14 protein-coding genes and 1 pseudogene are annotated in these 17,236 nt (G+C 66.3%); 10 read left to right on the forward strand and 5 right to left on the reverse strand.

Going from position 1 to position 17,236, the window contains the following annotated elements; genetic code table 11:
• Positions 1–618, reverse strand: coding sequence for a L,D-transpeptidase (locus tag ACWGPT_RS09935; RefSeq protein WP_452605432.1), 618 nt, complete (start codon positions 616–618; stop codon positions 1–3).
• A 777-nt stretch (positions 619–1,395) separates the two neighbouring features.
• Positions 1,396–3,060, reverse strand: coding sequence for an electron transfer flavoprotein-ubiquinone oxidoreductase (locus ACWGPT_RS09940; protein WP_452605434.1), 1,665 nt, complete (start codon positions 3,058–3,060; stop codon positions 1,396–1,398).
• Positions 3,061–3,317: 257 nt separating this feature from the next.
• Between ACWGPT_RS09940 and ACWGPT_RS09945 the strand changes: the two genes are divergently transcribed.
• Positions 3,318–4,727: an FAD-binding oxidoreductase gene (locus tag ACWGPT_RS09945; protein ID WP_452605435.1), complete on the forward strand. Its 1,410-nt coding sequence runs from the start codon at positions 3,318–3,320 to the stop codon at positions 4,725–4,727.
• A gap of 9 nt (positions 4,728–4,736) precedes the next feature.
• Here ACWGPT_RS09945 and ACWGPT_RS09950 read toward each other — a convergent pair whose 3' ends face one another.
• Positions 4,737–6,851 (reverse strand): DEAD/DEAH box helicase, encoded by a 2,115-nt coding sequence (locus ACWGPT_RS09950; RefSeq protein WP_452605436.1) that lies wholly within the window; start codon positions 6,849–6,851, stop codon positions 4,737–4,739.
• 194 nt (positions 6,852–7,045) lie between these two features.
• Here ACWGPT_RS09950 and ACWGPT_RS09955 point away from each other — a divergent pair, with 194 nt between their 5' ends.
• The 3 genes from ACWGPT_RS09955 to ACWGPT_RS09965 all read left to right on the forward strand — a co-directional run bounded on the left by ACWGPT_RS09955 (position 7,046) and on the right by ACWGPT_RS09965 (position 8,442).
• Positions 7,046–7,834: an SDR family oxidoreductase gene (locus ACWGPT_RS09955; protein ID WP_452605437.1), complete on the forward strand. Its 789-nt coding sequence runs from the start codon at positions 7,046–7,048 to the stop codon at positions 7,832–7,834.
• A 138-nt stretch (positions 7,835–7,972) separates the two neighbouring features.
• On the forward strand, positions 7,973–8,227 hold the full coding sequence (locus tag ACWGPT_RS09960) for a hypothetical protein (RefSeq protein ID WP_452605438.1): 255 nt from the start codon (positions 7,973–7,975) through the stop codon (positions 8,225–8,227).
• A gap of 26 nt (positions 8,228–8,253) precedes the next feature.
• Complete coding sequence (locus ACWGPT_RS09965) at positions 8,254–8,442, forward strand: hypothetical protein (protein WP_452605714.1); 189 nt, start codon at positions 8,254–8,256, stop codon at positions 8,440–8,442.
• Between the two features lie 15 nt (positions 8,443–8,457).
• Here ACWGPT_RS09965 and blaOXA read toward each other — a convergent pair whose 3' ends face one another.
• A complete protein-coding gene (gene blaOXA, locus ACWGPT_RS09970) occupies positions 8,458–9,282 on the reverse strand; it encodes a class D beta-lactamase (RefSeq protein WP_452605439.1) in 825 nt (274 codons plus the stop codon).
• A 102-nt stretch (positions 9,283–9,384) separates the two neighbouring features.
• Between blaOXA and ACWGPT_RS09975 the strand changes: the two genes are divergently transcribed.
• From ACWGPT_RS09975 to ACWGPT_RS09995, 5 genes and pseudogenes are all read left to right on the forward strand, one after another.
• Positions 9,385–10,269 (forward strand): LysR substrate-binding domain-containing protein, encoded by an 885-nt coding sequence (locus tag ACWGPT_RS09975; RefSeq protein WP_452605440.1) that lies wholly within the window; start codon positions 9,385–9,387, stop codon positions 10,267–10,269.
• Between the two features lie 141 nt (positions 10,270–10,410).
• A pseudogene (locus ACWGPT_RS09980) lies at positions 10,411–11,704 on the forward strand (Hsp70 family protein).
• A 38-nt stretch (positions 11,705–11,742) separates the two neighbouring features.
• Complete coding sequence (locus ACWGPT_RS09985) at positions 11,743–12,597, forward strand: uracil-DNA glycosylase (protein ID WP_452605441.1); 855 nt, start codon at positions 11,743–11,745, stop codon at positions 12,595–12,597.
• A 152-nt stretch (positions 12,598–12,749) separates the two neighbouring features.
• Positions 12,750–12,938, forward strand: coding sequence for a hypothetical protein (locus ACWGPT_RS09990; RefSeq protein ID WP_452605442.1), 189 nt, complete (start codon positions 12,750–12,752; stop codon positions 12,936–12,938).
• Between the two features lie 23 nt (positions 12,939–12,961).
• Positions 12,962–13,114 (forward strand): hypothetical protein, encoded by a 153-nt coding sequence (locus ACWGPT_RS09995; protein ID WP_452605443.1) that lies wholly within the window; start codon positions 12,962–12,964, stop codon positions 13,112–13,114.
• Between the two features lie 7 nt (positions 13,115–13,121).
• Here the strand turns inward: ACWGPT_RS09995 and ACWGPT_RS10000 are convergent, their stop codons facing one another.
• Complete coding sequence (locus ACWGPT_RS10000) at positions 13,122–14,060, reverse strand: DMT family transporter (protein ID WP_452605444.1); 939 nt, start codon at positions 14,058–14,060, stop codon at positions 13,122–13,124.
• A gap of 403 nt (positions 14,061–14,463) precedes the next feature.
• On the opposite strand from ACWGPT_RS10000, the gene pepN reads away from it, so the two are divergent.
• Positions 14,464–17,112, forward strand: a complete 2,649-nt coding sequence (pepN, locus tag ACWGPT_RS10005) for an aminopeptidase N (RefSeq protein WP_452605445.1) — start codon at positions 14,464–14,466, stop codon at positions 17,110–17,112.
• Positions 17,113–17,236 lie beyond the last annotated feature (124 nt).

The raw sequence follows: 17,236 nt of genomic DNA on the forward strand, positions 1-17,236 counted from the left end.
TCAGGCCTGCAGCACGACCACCCGGTCGCCGACGCTGACGCGCTCGTAGAGGTCGATCACGTCGTGGTTCATCATCCGCACGCAGCCGCTCGACATGGCGTAGCCGATGGTCTGCGGCTGATTGGTGCCGTGGATGCGGAAATGCGTGTCGTTGCCGTTGCGGTAGAGATAGATGGCGCGGGCGCCGAGGGGATTATTCGGCCCGCCCGGGACGCCGCCGGCATATCTCAGGTTCTTCTCGGGGTCGCGGCGGATCATGTTCGCGGTCGGCGTCCAGTTCGGCCACTCCGCCTTGCGGCCGACATAGGCGGTGCCGGAGAGAGCGAGGCCCGCCCGGCCGACGCCGACGCCGTAGCGCATCGCCTGGCCGTTCTCCATGACGTGGTAGAGACGTCGGGCCGGCGTATCGACGACGATGGTGCCCGGCTTGTACTTGGTCTCGTAGGCCACGACCTGACGGCGAAGCTCCGGCTTGATCTTCTCCAGCGGAACCGCGTTCAGCGGATGAAGTTCGCCCGGAAGTGCTGCATAGTTTGCCCTGTGGTCCGGTCCGCTCGAGGCGCACCCGGTCACGAAAAGCGGCAGTCCGAACAGAAACCCGCGGCGGGAGATCGACATGAATCGTGTCCTCAATGTGTCGGCTTGATGGCACGAAGTTACGGAGTTTATGGTTAATGAAGCGTTAGCGACGCGGGTCGTCAATACCGTTCGCGACCTTTCGCGAACGGCTTGGAAAATCAGCGGCAGCGGAACCTAGATCCGTTGCCGGCCGCGCATCGTAGAGGGTGGTGATGCGCCCACCGCGGCCAGGTCGATTCCGCAATCCACTCCGGGTACACCCCCTGGCCCGGGACCTGGCCCGAGACCCGGTCCCATACCCGGACCGGGATCAGGTCCGGGAGGGACGCAGGGATCAGGAACCGGCGGCGGAGGAGGCGGAATCGGACCCGGCTCCGGCGGGGGCAGCGGCCCGGGCCCCGGCGGCGGGGCCGGCGGGACGAGCGGCGGCGGTGGTGGCGGCGGAGCAGGAACGGGAGCCGGAACCGGCCCGGGACCGACCTCCGGGCCAGGACCGCCGACGGGCTGGGCGGATGCAGCGCCCGCGACGAGCGCCGCAACGACGACTACCGGAATATTCACGTGCCTTTTCATGTGCATTCCTCCCGCAAAGGATCGGAAACCGCGCAGCAGGCCTCAGGCCACGGGCAGCGCCGCCATGCACATCGTATGCCTCGCCGGGATCGTGACATTGCGTCCAGTCAACCCGGGCGTCCAGTCAACCCGCAGCGTCCACTCAACCGAGACGCCGGTCCCAGCCGCCTGTCACCGTCCCGAACGAAAAACCCCTCCGGCCGCGGCGGGCCTGAGGGGTTCTTGTGGAACGGGACGCTCGCGTCACATGCTCGGGTAGACGGGCCCCTCGCCGCCCTGCGGCGGCACCCAGTTGATGTTCTGGTTCGGGTCCTTGATATCGCAGGTCTTGCAGTGGACGCAGTTCTGCGCGTTGATGACGTAGACCTCCTCGCCATCCTTCTCCACCCATTCGTAGACGCCGGCCGGACAGTAGCGGGTCGAGGGACCGGCGTAGACGCCGAGCTCGGAGCGCTTCTGAAGGTCCATGTCCTTCACCTGCAGGTGGACCGGCTGGTCCTCCTCGTGATTGGTGTTCGACAGGAACACGGAGGACAGGCGGTCGAAGGTCAGCACGCCGTCGGGCCGCGGATAGGCGATGGGCTTGTGCCTGGCTGCCGGCTCAAGGCTTGCGGCATCGGTCTTGCCGTGCTTCAGCGTCCCGAAGACCGAGAAGCCGAAGAGCTGGTTGGTCCACATGTCGATACCGCCGAGCCCGACGCCGAGTGCCGTGCCGAAGCGCGACCAGAGCGGCTTGACGTTGCGGACCCGCTTGAGGTCCCTGCCGATGTCGCTGTCGCGCCAGTCGTTCTCGATCTCGACCACTTCGTCATTGGCGCGGCCGGCGGCAAGCGCCTCCGCGATCCTCTCCGCGGCCATCATGCCGGAGAGGACGGCGTTGTGGCTGCCCTTGATACGCGGAACGTTGACGAAGCCGGCGGAACAGCCGATCAGCGCGCCGCCCGGGAAGGAGAGCTTCGGCACCGACTGGTAGCCGCCCTCGGTGATCGCGCGCGCGCCGTAGGAGATGCGCTTGGCGCCCTCGAACGTGCCGCGGATCGTCTCGTGGGTCTTGAAGCGCTGGAATTCCTCGAAGGGATTGAGATAGGGGTTCTTGTAGTTGAGGTGAACCACGAAGCCGACGGCAACCAGGTTGTCGTGGAGGTGGTAGAGGAAGGAGCCGCCGCCGGTGCTCATCCCGAGCGGCCAGCCGAAGGAGTGCTGCACGAGACCGGGCTTGTGGTTCTCCGGCTTTACCTCCCACAGTTCCTTGAGGCCGATGCCGTATTTCTGCGGCTCGCGGTCCTTCTGCAGGTCGAACCGGGCAATCAGCTGCTTGGCGAGCGAGCCCCGCGCGCCCTCGCCGATCAGCACGTACTTGCCGATGAGTTCCATGCCGCGGGTGAAGTTCGGGCCGGGCTCGCCATTGCGCTCGACGCCCATGTCGCCGGTCGCCACGCCGCGCACGGCGCCGTTTTCGTCATAGAGGACCTCGGTCGCGGCAAATCCCGGATAGATCTCGACGCCCAGCGTCTCGGCCTTTTCGGCCAGCCAGCGACAGACGAGGCCGAGCGAGACGATGTAGTTGCCGTGATTGTTCATCAGCGGCGGCATGAAGGCGTTCGGGAGGCGGACAGAGCCGGCCGGCCCGAGGAACAGGAACTGGTCGTCGGTCACCGGCGTGGTGAAGGGATGCCCCTCCTCCTTGCGCCAGTCGGGCAAAAGCTTGTCGATCCCGATCGGATCGACCACGGCGCCGGACAGGATGTGGGCGCCGACTTCCGGCCCCTTTTCCAGCACCACCACGGAAAGCTCCGGATTGACCTGCTTGAGGCGGATCGCCGCCGACAGTCCGGCCGGCCCCGCCCCGACGATCACCACGTCGAATTCCATGCTTTCGCGCTCGGGAAGTTCCACTTGCTCGCTCATCACCTACTCCGCTCGCCGGCTCCGCTCCGGCACCCAGTTGTCTGACAACCTCATTGGCAAAAGCCGCAGCCGTTGTCGACCTCCAAAGCGACAGCCCCTCCCCGCCGTCGGCGGATGCGTCACTTACCTTTACGTGAACGTAAGATAACCAGCTGTCGGCGAAAATCAAGTTGCCGCAATCGGATGCCTCGATCCACCTTGCCCGGCGCCGCGGCCCTGCTAAGACGGCGGGCATCGCCTCAACAGAGAGATCGGGAATGATCCTAGCACGGCCTGCAGCACTTACCCCCACGGAACTTCATGGGCACCTTGCGACGCTTCATCCGGAGCTGACGGTCCTGTCGCAGGAGGATCTCAAGGGGCGCCATCCCGGCGAGCATCCGCAAAACTTCGGCGCCGGCGTGATGGCGCAGCCGGCGACTACGCAATCCGCGGCGGCACTCGTCGCATGGTGCGGGCAGAATGACGTTCCCCTTGTGCCGCAGGGCGGGCTCACGGGGCTGGTGGGCGGCAATGTCAGCGTCCCGGGGGACGTCATCGTCTCGACGTCGCGCCTCAACCGCATCCTGGCGATCGAGCCGGAGGAGATGACGGCGACGGTGGAAGCCGGCGTCACGCTCGAAGCCCTGCAGCAGGCGGCCGCCGAACACGGTCTCACGACCGGCATCGACCTCGGTTCGCGCGGCTCGGCGACGATCGGCGGCATGGTGTCGACCAATGCCGGCGGCATCCTCGCCTTCCGCAACGGCGTGATGCGCCATCAGGTGCTGGGGATCGAGGCGGTGCTGCCGTCGGGCGAGATCCTCTCCGACCTGACGCGGGTCGTGAAGGTGTCGGCGGGGCCCGACCTGAAGCAGATTTTCATCGGCGGCGAAGGCGCTTTCGGGCTCGTCACGAAGGTCGTCCTGAAGCTCGAACCGCAGCGCCCCTGCCGGGCGACCGCCCTCGTCGGCGTCGCCGATGCCCGCACCGCTCTTTCCGTCATCCGCCACCTGCGCGGCCTGCCAGGCGTGACGCTCGAGGCGGCGGAAATGATGTGGCCGCGCTACATCCGTGACCATGCGCGCCTGAAGGGCCTCGATCTTTCACGGCTGGAAGAGGATGCGGCGGCCCTGCTGATCGAGATATCGGCGGAGAGCGTCGATGCGGCGACGGATACCCTGGAGGAAGAGCTCGCCGAACTCTGGGAGCCGCTGGCTCTGAAGGGCGGCATCGTCGCCCGGTCGCTCGACCAGGCGGGGCGGTTCTGGGACATTCGCGAGGATTCCGGCTTCTATTATGCCGAAATCCCGGAGGCTGCCTCGTTCGACATCTCCGTCCCGCCGACGGCGCTCGACGCCTATGTCGCCGGGCTCGATAGCCGGTTGAAGGCGATCGACCCGACCTATGCGGCCTATGTCTACGGCCACATCGCCGACGGCAACCTGCACCTGACGCTGATCCGGCGCGGGCCGCTGCCGGAAGAGGAATTGCGGGCCGTCGAGAAGGCCGTCTATACCGGCATCCCCGAAGCGGGCGGCAGCTTCTCGGCCGAGCACGGCGTCGGCATGGAGAAGCGCTTCGGCTACGAGACCTTCACCTCACCCGCAAGGCAGGCGATGGCCCTTGCGCTCAAGCGGGCGCTTGATCCCAAGGGCCTCTTCAACCGCGGAAAGGTGCCGTTCTGACGGCACCGGTCACCGTGCCCGGTCGTTGCCCTTGCCGAACCGGCCGCCCTTGCCGCCGTCCGACTTCGGCTTGCCGCCAAAGGGCTTGCCCCCGAACGGCTTGCCTGCGCCTTCCTTGCCGGCCGGCTTGCCCTTGAACGGCTTGTCGCCGAAGGGCTTGCCGCCACCCCTTCCGTAGGGCTTTGCCCCGGCATCGCCGCTGCGGGCAGGCTTGCCCTTGCCGAAGCCGGCCTTCGGGCCGGTATCGCCCCAGACTTCGCTGTCGACGTTGCGCATGTCGCGCGGCGCGTCGTTCGAGCGGTCCTTCGACTTCCAGTCCTTGCGCGGTGCCTCTCCGGCCGGCCGCTCGCGGAACGGGGCGTCCCGACGCGGCCGGTCGCCGGCGTCACCGTCGGCCTTCTTGTTCTTCCACGGCTTGTCCATGCGCGGACCATCGCGGCGTGCAAACCCCTCGTCGTCTCCGCGCGAGAACTTGCTGAAATCGGGAGCGGCATCGAGGCGCGTCACGCGGATGCCGCGCTCCATCATGCGGTCCTTGCCGAGCTTGTCCATGAAGCGGTCGGCGTGCTCGGCGGCGATCTCCACATAGGTCTCGTCGGCCTGCATCTTGATCGCACCGATCTCGTTCTTGGTGAGATCGCCGTTGCGGCAGATCGTCGGGATCAGCCAGCGCGGCTCGGCGCGCTGCTTGCGGCCGACCGAGAGCGAGAACCAGACCGCCGGCCCGAAATCGCCGCGCGGCGTCAGCGGGCGCGACGCCGGGTCGCCCGGCTTTCCGTCGCGCGTCTTGCGACCGGCGCCCTGCTCCAGCGAAACGGGGATCAGGTCTTCCGGGGCGGCGTTGTTTGCGCGGTGGAGGTTCACGAAGGCGGCGGCCAGCTTCTCGGCGCCGTACATTTCCACCAGCCGGGCGATCAGATCCTGTTCCTCCTCCCGCGGTGCCTCGTCGAAGACCGGATCGGCCAGAAGCCGTTCCTGGTCGCGGGCGATCACCTCGTCCGCCGTCGGCGGATGCGTCCAGGTGGGGGTCACGTCGGCGCCGAAGAGCAGGCGCTCGGCCTTGCGGCGCTGGTTGACGGGCACGATCAGCGCGCTGACGCCCTTGTTGCCGGCGCGGCCGGTGCGGCCCGAACGGTGCAGGAGCGTCTCGGAATTGGTCGGCAGGTCGGCATGGATGACGAGGTCGAGGCCCGGCAGGTCGATACCGCGGGCGGCGACGTCGGTCGCGATGCAGACGCGGGCACGGCCGTCGCGCATGGCCTGCAGGGCGTGCGTCCGCTCGTTCTGAGTCAGTTCGCCCGAGAGCGCCACGACGTCGAAGTTGCGGTTGTTGAAGCGTGCCGTCAGGTGATTGACCGCCGCGCGCGTCGAGCAGAACACGATAGCATTCTTGGCATCGTAGAAGCGCAGGGCGTTGATGATGGCGTTCTCGCGATCGGACGGCGCGACGAGCAGCGCCCGGTACTCGATGTCGGCGTGCTGCTTTTCTTCGGTCGTCGTCGAGATGCGCACCGCGTCGCGCTGGTAGCGCTTGGCGAGCTTGGCGATGCCGGAGGAAACCGTGGCGGAGAACATCAGCGTGCGCCGGCCCTCGGGAGCGGCTTCGAGAATGAACTCGAGGTCCTCGCGGAAGCCGAGGTCGAGCATCTCGTCGGCCTCGTCGAGCACGGCGATGCGCAGTTCGGACATGTCGAGCGCGCCGCGGCGGATGTGGTCGCAGATGCGGCCCGGCGTGCCGACGACGATATGGGCGCCGCGTTCCAGCGCCCGGCGCTCGTTGCGGATGTCCATGCCGCCGACGCAGGAGGCGATCACCGCACCGGTCATCTCGTAGAGCCATTCCAGCTCCCGCTTGACCTGGATGGCGAGTTCACGCGTCGGCGCGATGACGAGGGCCAGCGGCGGGCCGGCGCGACCGACGCGCTCGCCGTCATCCAGGAGCGTCGGCGCCATGGCGATGCCGAAGGCAACGGTCTTGCCGGAACCCGTCTGGGCCGAGACCAGCGCATCGGAGGTCTGGAGAGCGGGGTCGAGCATGGCCTGCTGGACGGGGGTGAGCGTCGCGTAGCCGCGTTTCGCCAATGCCTTGGCGATCGCCGGGACGGCGCCTTCGTAATCGGTCATATATCTGGTCTTTCGGATGTTTCTTGCGCCTTTGCGCCGGCTGCAACTCTCGCAGCACTACATGGCCCGTTTCCTAATGAGGGAAAGCGCAAATGTCAAAGAGAAGGCGCCGGCTTTCGGCCGCGACGGGCTTTGCAAGCGGCCCGCGGGCTTGCTAGCGTCGCTCTGCAAATCAGTACTGGAAGGACATCACCATGGATTTCGGACTAGCCGGCAAACGCGCGCTCGTGCTCGCTTCCTCCCGCGGCCTCGGCCTCGGCATCGCCAGGGCGCTCGCGGACGAAGGCGCGCATGTGCTGCTGTGCGGCCGCAGCGCCGACAAGCTGAAGGCCAATGCGGATGCGATCAATGCCGCCGGCAAGGGCAAGGCGGACTGGGTCGAGGCGGATCTCGCCGATGCGCATTTCGTCGACGCCATGCTGAAGGCGGTCGAGGAAAAGCTCGGCGGCATCGACATCCTGGTCAACAATACCGGCGGCCCGACGCCGGGCACGGCCGAGGAGATGGACGCGGAAAAGCTCTACAACTTCTTCCAGTCCATGGTGGTGCGGGTCATCACGCTTACCAACGCGCTCCTGCCGCAGATGAAGAACCAGGGCTTCGGCCGCATCCTCACGGTCGCCTCCTCCGGCGTCTTCGAGCCGATCCCCAACCTTGCGCTCTCCAACACGCTGCGTGGCGCCCTGGTCGGCTGGAACAAATCGCTCTCGGCCGAGGTCGCCTCCCACGGCATCACCTCCAACATGATCCTGCCCGGCCGCATCCACACCGACCGGATCGACGAGCTGGACGGCGCCAATGCCAAGCGCCAGGGCAAGCCGGTCGAGGAAATCCGGGCTGCCTCCGTCAAGTCCATCCCGGCCGGCCGCCTCGGAAAGGTGGAGGAATTCGCCGCCGCCGCGGCCTTCCTCTGCTCGGTGCCGGCGAGCTACGTCACCGGCACGATGATGCGCGTCGATGGCGGCGCGTCGAAGTCGATCTGAGCACTCCGCGTCCCGCGTGGCCGATCGCGCGGGACGCTCTTCATCGCCTCTCCCCGAAGCCCCTTCCCCGAAATCTCTGGAATCCGGCCGCGTCTCTGCTATCGTGGGTGCGACAATGTGTTCCACGGGAGGGGAGCCTTGGAGAAGATCAGGACCTGGATGGTCGCGGCAGGGCTTGCGATCGTCATCGTCGGAGCGGCCTGGGTCGCTCACGGAACCGGCGTAATCCGGCTGCCGGCGACGGGCTTCATGAACGAACTCAGCGTCTGGACGATCAACGGCTCGCTGGCGATCGCCTTCGGCCTCATCGTTCTCGTTGGCTCGTGGAAGCTCCTGCGCGACCAGCCGCGCGAGACGGGCTTCGGCGACGACCACTTCCTCGGCGAACCCTGAGGCGCCCGCCGGAAAGGACACCGCCCGTGAAGCGCCTCGCCCTCGTGCTCGGCACCCTCGCCATCCTGATGGGCCTCCTCTGGATGGCGCAGGGCAGCGGCGTCTTTCCCTATCCCGCCTCGAGCGTCATGATCGACCAGTCGCCGTGGATCCTCTACGGCGCGATCCTCGCGCTCGCCGGGCTCGCGGCGATCTGGTGGGGTCGGCGGCGCTAGAAAGCCGCCCGGCCCTCACCTTCCGGCTGCCAGTCCCGGCAGGTCGGCAATCAGCGAATCGCGCACGACGAAGCTGATCGGCGGCTCGTCGTGCGGCTTATCATCGACGAGGAGCCTCGCGAAGACCAGCTGGCGACCGTCCTTGTCGGCCCAGCCGACGAACCAGCCGATCGGGCGGTTGCTGTCCGGCTTGCCGCCGGCATCGCGCATCCGTCCGGCACCGGTCTTGCCGTGGACCATCCAGCCGTCCGCCGCCTCGAACCTGGGCGTGATCGCCTGCGTCATCGCCGCAGCATGGCCGGAGATCGGCAGTTCGCCCTTGAGGAAGCGGCGGAGGAAGGCCACCTGCTCGTCCGGCGATATCTTCAGCGACGACATCAGCCAGGATTCCGTCAGCCCGTCGAGCCCGCCCGGTCCGCCCGACACGTCGCCGTTTCCGTAACCGAAGCGGCGGACATAGTCCGCGAACCGCTCATCGCCCAGCCGGCGGGTGATCTCCTGCGAATACCAGACGATCGATTCCCGCTCCCAGCCGGTCGGATCGAAGGCCTTCTTCACCCGCGCCGGACCGCCGAACTTTTCCTGGTAGTCCCAGCGCGGCGTCGTCTCGTCCTTCAGGATGCCGGCGTCATAGCCCATCATGGCCAAGGGCAGCTTGAAGGTCGACATGGGATAGACCTGCTCGTCGCAGCTTCCCTGGCGGTGGATCGTCTCGCCGGTCTCGACGTCGAGAACGACCGTGCAACGCAGCGCATCGGCGGCAGAGGCCGTCCCGGCTGCGCCGAATGCGGTGAAAACCCCGATGGCGGCGGCCATCAGGCCGCGTCTCTTCAAGAACATGATTGGCTCCCTCGATGTGAACCGCCTCTTTCTAGGCGTCGTTGCGGGAGCGCCGCAAACGATGATAACTGGCAGGAGCCATTAGAAAAACTGGGGCATTGCATGGTCAGGCCGCATCTTCCGCTGAACGCGCTGCGCGCCTTCGAGGCCGCCGCCCGGCACCTTTCCTTCACCCGCGCGGCAATCGAGCTCAACGTCACCCAGGCCGCCGTCAGCCATCAGGTGAAGCAACTCGAGCAGCGGCTCGGCGTCACCCTCTTTCGCCGCCTGCCGCGCGGGCTGATGATCACGGAGGAAGGACTGGCGCTTTTGCCGACGCTGAATGAGAGCTTCGACCGGATGGCCGACATGCTGGAACGCTTCGAGGGCGGACACATGCGCGAGGTGCTGGTGCTCGGGGTCGTCGGAACCTTCGCCATCGGCTGGCTGCTGCCCCGCCTTGCCGATTTCCGCGCCCGCCATCCGTTCGTCGACGTCCGGCTCTCCACCAACAACAACCGCGTCGACATCGCGGCGGAAGGGCTCGACTATGCGATCCGCTTCGGCAACGGCGCCTGGCACGACACGCATGCGGAGAGCCTGTTCGAGGCGCCGCTCTCGGCACTCTGCGTCCCGGCGATCGCCGCCCGGCTGAAGTCACCTGAAGACGTCAAGCGCGAGACGCTGCTCCGCTCCTACCGCGCCGACGAGTGGCCCGGCTGGTTCGACGCCGCCGGCACCCCTGCCCCGCCGATCAGCGGCCCGGTCTTCGATTCCTCCGTGCTGATGGTGGAGACGGCCCTGCAGGGCGCCGGCGTGGCGCTCGCCCCGCCGCTGATGTTTTCCCGCCACCTGTCATCCGGCGCGCTGGAACAGCCCTTCCCCGTCTATGTCTCCAAGGGCAGCTACTGGCTGACGCGCCTCAAATCCCGAGACCCGACGCCGGCGATGAAGGCGTTTTCCGACTGGATGGCAGGGATGGCGGCCGAGATGCGAGTGACGGCCTAGGCCGCCTCTTCCGCTTGCCATCCCCCCTTCCGTGTGCCATCAGGCCCGCTCTCGATTATCACCGGGCGCGGCAGGCGCCCTTTTGCGTTCCGGGCTCGATGCTCCGGGCTCAACGATCACGACTGGACAAGGAGCACCGCCATGGCACGGGCGCTGGGGCTGGATTTCGGCACGACCAATACCGTCATCGCGCTTGCCGAGGGCGATGGCTCGACGCAGTCGATGCCCTTCACCAGCAGTGCCGGGACCGCCGACACGATGCGCACGGCGCTGTCCTTCATGAAGGACAGGCAGCTCGGCGCGCAGGCGCTGAAGGTCGAGGCGGGCCAGGCGGCGATCCGCGCCTTCATCGACAATCCGGGCGATTGCCGTTTCCTGCAGTCGATCAAGATCTTCGCGGCAAGCCCGCTCTTCCAGGGCACGCTGATCTTCGCGCGGCGCCACCAGTTCGAGGACCTGATGGAGATCTTCCTGCGCCGGCTCTCCGCCTATGCGGGCGATGCCTGGCCGCAGGACATTTCGCGCATCGTCGTCGGCCGCCCGGTGCAGTTCGCCGGCGCCAGCGCGGATCCGGCGCTCGCGCTGCAACGCTACGACGCGGCGCTTCAGCGGCTCGGCTTTCCCGAGATCAGCTATGTCTACGAACCGGTCGCGGCGGCCTATTATTTCGCACAGACGCTCGAGCGGGACGCCAATGTCCTGGTGGCCGATTTCGGCGGCGGCACGACGGACTATTCGCTGATCCGATTCGAACGCCATGCGGGGCAGCTCGTAGCGACCCCGATCGGACATTCCGGCGTCGGCATCGCCGGCGACCAGTTCGACGCCCGCATCATCGAGCATCTGGTCGCGCCGGAAATCGGCAGGGGCAGCAAGTTCAAGAGCTTCGACAAGGTGCTCGACGTGCCGAGCAACTACTACACGAGCTTCTCGCGCTGGAACCAGCTGTCGATCTTCAAGGGATCGAAGGAGTTCGCCGACCTGAAATCGCTGGTCCGCTCGGCGCTGGAGCCGGAGAAGCTGGAGATGTTCGTCGATCTCGTCGAGCACGACGGAGGGCTACCCGCTCTACCAGGCGGTATCGGCGACCAAGATGGCGCTGTCGGCGGCGGACGAGGCGGAGTTCAACTTCTCCCCGCTCGGGAGTACCGGCCGCAAGACGGTCCGACGCGCCGATTTCGAGGGCTGGATCGCGGACGACATCGCCCGCATCGAGGGCGCGCTCGACGAGGTGCTGGCGCAGACGCAAACCTCCTCTTCGGCCGTGGACAAGGTCTTCCTCACCGGCGGCACGTCCTTCGTGCCCGCCGTGCGCGACATCTTCACCCGCCGCTTCGACGGCGACCGCATCGAGACCGGCGGCGAGCTTCTGTCCATCGCCCACGGCCTTTCGCTGATCGGCGAGAGCGGCGACATGTCACGTTGGGCCGCTTGACGCTTCCCCCGCCCCGTCCGGTTCGCTAGAGTGGCCTGATGATCCAGGCGAAAGATCTCGAGGCCAGCGAACTCTCCGCACTCCTGCATTTCTATGCGGATTCCGGCGTCGAATGGCTGCTCGAGGATGCGCCGATCGACCGCGTCGCGGAGTTCGAGGTGCAGAAGGCGGCGCGCGAGCAGGCACGGCAGTCCCAGCCGGCAAGTCCGCAGCGGCAGGAACGGCCGGCTCCCGACCGGGCCGCCGCCGCATCCCAGTCGCTCAATTCGCCGCCCGTCGCCGTTCCGGACGACCAAGCGGTCGCCGCCGCGCAGCTTGCCGCGGACGGCGCCCGTTCGCTTGCCGAACTGAAGACCGCGATCGAGGCCTTTTCCGGCTGCAACCTGAAGAACGGCGCCCGCTCGACCGTCTTCGCCAGCGGCGATCCCGGCTCGCGGATCATGGTGATCGGCCCGATGCCAAACGCCGACGACGACCGCGACGGCCTGCCCTTCTCCGGTCGTGCCGGCCAGTTGCTCGACCGCATGCTGTCGGCGATCGGCCTGTCGCGGGAAACGGTGCTGCTCACCAACATCATTCCCTGGCGCCCGCCCGGCAACCGCATGCCCTCGGTGGCCGAGACGGCGATCTGCAGGCCCTTCATCGAAAGGCAGATCGCCCTTTCGGAGCCGGAGCACCTGCTGCTCCTCGGCAATTTCCCGGCCCGCTTCTTCTTCGGCAATACCGGCACGATCCACAGCCTGCGCGGCGAATGGCGCGATGTCTCCGTGAACGGCCGGACGATCCGCGCGCTCGCGAGCCTCCACCCGCAGGAACTGCTGATGGCGCCCGCCAACAAGGCGCTCGCCTGGCACGACCTGCTGATGTTCTCGCAGGCGCTCTCCAGGGCGTGATGCCTGCCGTTTGATCAATTCGAAAACCGCACGGCTCGTGCCATGCAATCCATGCATGGCAGCGCTCTCTTATGTCGGCTTGTCAAATCGATGCTGCACCGCAATATTCATCGGGTGTCTTGGGAGGAACCGTACGTCAAGGAACCAAGGCGATGCCCCGTATCCGTCCCACCCATTGCGGCTTTGAAAGCCTCCGCGTCGCCGGCCTGTCCCCGCGCTCGACGCAGGGCTACCACCGCTTCGGCTCCGCGACCAACGAGCAGATCACCGCTCGCGGCCTGAGCCGGCCGGGCAGCATCACCCGCCCCTCCGCGATCTTCACCGATTTCCGCGAGCGCTGAACCAGCCAGGAAAGGAAAAGGTCATGACCCGTCTTCTGCCGATCCGCATGCTGCGCGAGACCCTCGAGGGCGTTTCCACCGCCGTCAGCGCGGCGCGTGAATATCGCGATGCCGGCGCGGTGCGCCGCGGGTGTGCGCGTCCCGCCAATCCGGCGACGGCAGACATCCCGCTCTGAGCGCCGTTCAACCCGGCGGCGCCGATGCCTTGCGCGCCGCCTTTCGCTCGAGCCCCAGCCGGCGCTCGCGATAGACGATGAATATCCCGGCCGAAACCGTGATCGCCGTGCCGATGATCATCGGCGCGGTCGGCACGTCGTCGAATATGACGAAGGCGATCGCGATCCCGAGAATGAAGGACGTGTATTCGAACGGCGCCACTGCCGAGACGTCCGCGTGCCGGTAGCTCTCGGTCAGGAAGATCTGGGCGATCCCGCCACAGATGCCGGCGGCGATCAGCAGCATGGCCTGCTCGCCCGTAAGCACCGTCCAGCCGAACGGCAGGCTCACAAGCGACAGCAGCGCGCCGAGGAGCGAGAAGTAGAAGACGATCGTCGGCGTCCGTTCGGTCCTGACCAGCTGGCGCACCTGCACCATGGCGAAGCCGCTCAGCACCGCCGCCATCAGGACCGCCGCGGCACCCAGCGCCTGCGTCGATGCAAACCCGCCTTGCCTGAAGAGGGTAAGCTGTGGCCAGGAGACGATCAGCACGCCGACCATGCCCGCGACGACGGCGCTCCAGCGGTAGAGCCGCACCTTTTCGCCCAGGACCACCGCCGCGAAGACCACCGCCATCAGCGGCGAGGCGTAGCCGATCGCGATCGCCTCCGGCAGCGGCAGGTGGACAAGGCCGTAGAAACCGAAGGCCATTGAGATGATCCCGAACAGGCTGCGCTTGAAATGCCCGAACGGGTGATCGGTATGGACCGCGGTGCGCAGTTCCCGCCGCCAGGCGAGGTAGGCGATGATCGGGATCAGCGCGAAGGCGGAGCGGTAGAAGGTGATCTGGCCCGCAGGAACGCCGCTTCCGGCCGCCTTGATGAAGGTCTGCATCAGCACGAAGATCGCCACGGAGACGATCTTGCACATTATCCCGCGCAGGGAGTTGCCCGCTTCAGCGGTCATCTGGCACTCTTGGGCATTGAAGTCTCGAGGAAACAAGCGGACGGGAAACAGCAAACCTAGCGAAGCAGAGTTGAGATTAAAGAAAATAATTCCGGAAGAGCATCAATCTTGCTGATGACTCGATCAAACCCGGTGATTTGACCGGGGGCGAACCGCCTCGTCGCGATAGGGCGCTCCCGACAAGAGTCAATGCGTTAGGATGCTGTTAGCAACCCATTGTTATCGTATCCGCATCTCGTTTATCGGAAGGATCCCGCCCTTGCAGTGTTCGGCATATCGACAGCCCTCGGCGAGGCATCCATCACCAGCGGGACTGACGTCCAGAAACACCAGTTCCGACTGAGCACGCAGGCTCGCACCGCGGCCCCTTGCATTGCCAAGCACCACAGGAATATCTGTATTCATGGGTACATCCGATACCAAGACGGTTGAACTTGCCGATTATCGCCCGACCGATTTCGTCCTGGAGCGCGTCGACCTCACCTTCGAACTCGACCCGACGAACACGAAGGTCGATGCCCGGCTGATCTTCCATCGCCGCGAAGGCGTCGATCCTTCGGCACCGCTCGTGCTCGACGGCGACGAACTGGCGCTTTCGGGCCTGCTTCTCGACCAGATCGAAGTGCCACCCGCCCAGTACGAGGCCAGCCCGCGACGCCTGACGATCCGCGACCTTCCGGAAAACACTCCCTTCGAGATCACCGTCACCACCTTCATCAACCCGGAAGCCAATACGCAGCTGATGGGGCTCTACCGCACCAACGGTGTCTACTGCACCCAGTGCGAGGCGGAGGGCTTCCGCCGCATCACCTATTTCCCCGACCGCCCGGACGTCCTGGCGCCTTATACGATCACCATCATCGCCGAAAAGACCGCCAACCCGCTGCTGCTTTCGAACGGCAACTTCCTCGGCGGCGGCAATTACGACGAGGGCCGGCATTTCGCGGCCTGGTTCGACCCGCATCCGAAGCCGAGCTACCTGTTCGCGCTGGTCGCGGGTGATCTCGGCGTCGTCGAGGACCGGTTCACCACCATGTCCGGCCGCGAGGTCGCCCTGAAGATCTATGTGGAGCACGGCAAGGAGCCGCGCGCCGCCTACGCGATGGATGCGCTGAAGCGCTCCATGAAATGGGACGAGGAGCGCTTCGGGCGCGAATACGACCTCGACATCTTCATGATCGTCGCCGTCTCCGACTTCAACATGGGGGCGATGGAGAACAAGGGTCTCAACGTCTTCAACGACAAGTACGTCCTTGCCGATCCCGAGACCGCGACCGACCAGGACTATGCCAATATCGAGGCGATCATCGCCCACGAATACTTCCACAACTGGACCGGCAACCGCATCACCTGCCGCGACTGGTTCCAGCTGTGCCTGAAGGAAGGCCTCACCGTATACCGCGACCACGAGTTCTCGGCCGACATGCGCTCGCGCGCCGTCAAGCGTATCGCCGAGGTCCGCCACCTGAAGGCCGAGCAGTTCCCCGAGGACGCCGGACCGCTCGCGCATCCCGTCCGCCCGACGAAGTATCGCGAGATCAACAACTTCTACACGACGACCGTCTACGAGAAGGGCTCCGAAGTCACCCGGATGATCGCCACGCTCCTGGGGCCGGAAGGCTTCAAGAAGGGCATGGATCTCTATTTCGAACGCCATGACGGGGACGCTGCGACCGTCGAGGACTTCGTCAAGTGCTTCGAGGACGCGACCGGTCGCGACCTCTCGCAGTTCTCGCTCTGGTACCGCCAGGCCGGCACGCCGCTGGTCACCGCGTCGGGCGCATACGATCCGACGGCCGCCACCTTCACGCTTACGCTTGAGCAGATGATCCCCGCAACGCCGGGGCAGCCGAACAAGGAGCCGATGCACATTCCGCTCTCCTTCGCGCTGATTCTCGACAACGGATCGACCGCGACACCCGCCGCCGTTGCCGGCGGAGAGGTGACGGGCGACGTGCTCCACCTCACCGAACGCGCCCAGACCTTCACCTTCTCGGGCATCTCGTCGCGTCCGGTCCTGTCGCTCAACCGCGGCTTTTCGGCGCCGATCAACCTGCATCTCGACCGCAGCATCGATGACCTGGTGCATATCGCCCGCCACGACAGCGACCTCTTCTCCCGCTGGCAGGCGTTGAACGACCTGATCCTGCCCGTCCTCATGCAGGGCGCCCGCGATGTCCGCGACGGCGACGGCATCACCTGCCCGCCGTCCGTCATTTCCGCGCTGATCGAGACGGCCGGCAACGAGGCGCTGGAGCCCGCTTTCCGGGCCCAGGTCCTGGCGCTGCCGAGCGAGGCGGACATCGCCCGCGAACTTGGAAGCAACAACGACCCGGACGCCATCCACACGGCGCGCACCGCCGTGATGACAGCGATCGCCGAGGTCGGCAACACCGTCTTCCAGCACCTCTTCGACACGATGGGGAACGAGGGCGGCTTCAGCCCGGATGCCGCCAGCGCCGGAAGGCGCGCGCTTCGCAACAGCGCGCTTGCCTACCTCACCTATGCGGAGCAGTCGCCGGTTCGCGCCGCCGTCGCCTTCGCCTCGGCCGACAACATGACCGACCTCGTCCAGGCCCTCTCGGTCCTGGTCCACCGCTTCCCGGAAACGGACGAGGCCGATGCGGCGCTCGGCGCCTTCGTCACCCGCTTCGACGACAATCCGCTCGTCATCGACAAGTGGCTGTCGGTCCAGGCGACCATCCCGGGTGCCGGCACGCTCGACCGCGTCAAGGGACTGATGGACAACCGCCACTTCGTCGCCAGCAATCCCAACCGCGTCCGCGCGCTGGTCGGCAGCTTCGTCTTCGCCAATCCGACCGGTTTCAACCGCGCCGACGGCGAAGGCTACCGCTTCCTCGCGGAACGGATTCTCGCGATCGACCCGAAGAACCCGCAGCTTGCGGCGCGTCTCCTGACGTCGCTGCGATCCTGGCGGTCCCTGGAGCCGTTCAGGGCCGATCACGCGCGCTCGGCTCTCATGTCCATCGACCGCAGCGGCAATCTCTCCAGCGATGTCCGCGACATCGTCGACCGCATGCTGAAGGGTTGAACCCCTCTTTGCTGCAACCCTTGATTCCGTTTTGGAATCCCACGGAATTAAGGGATTAAAAAAGTCTTAACTGCCTCTGGACACGGCGAATCACTCGTGATTCATTAGGTCAGATTCGGGCGAG

The sequence above is a fragment of the Pseudorhizobium sp. NPDC055634 genome, from assembly GCF_053618655.1.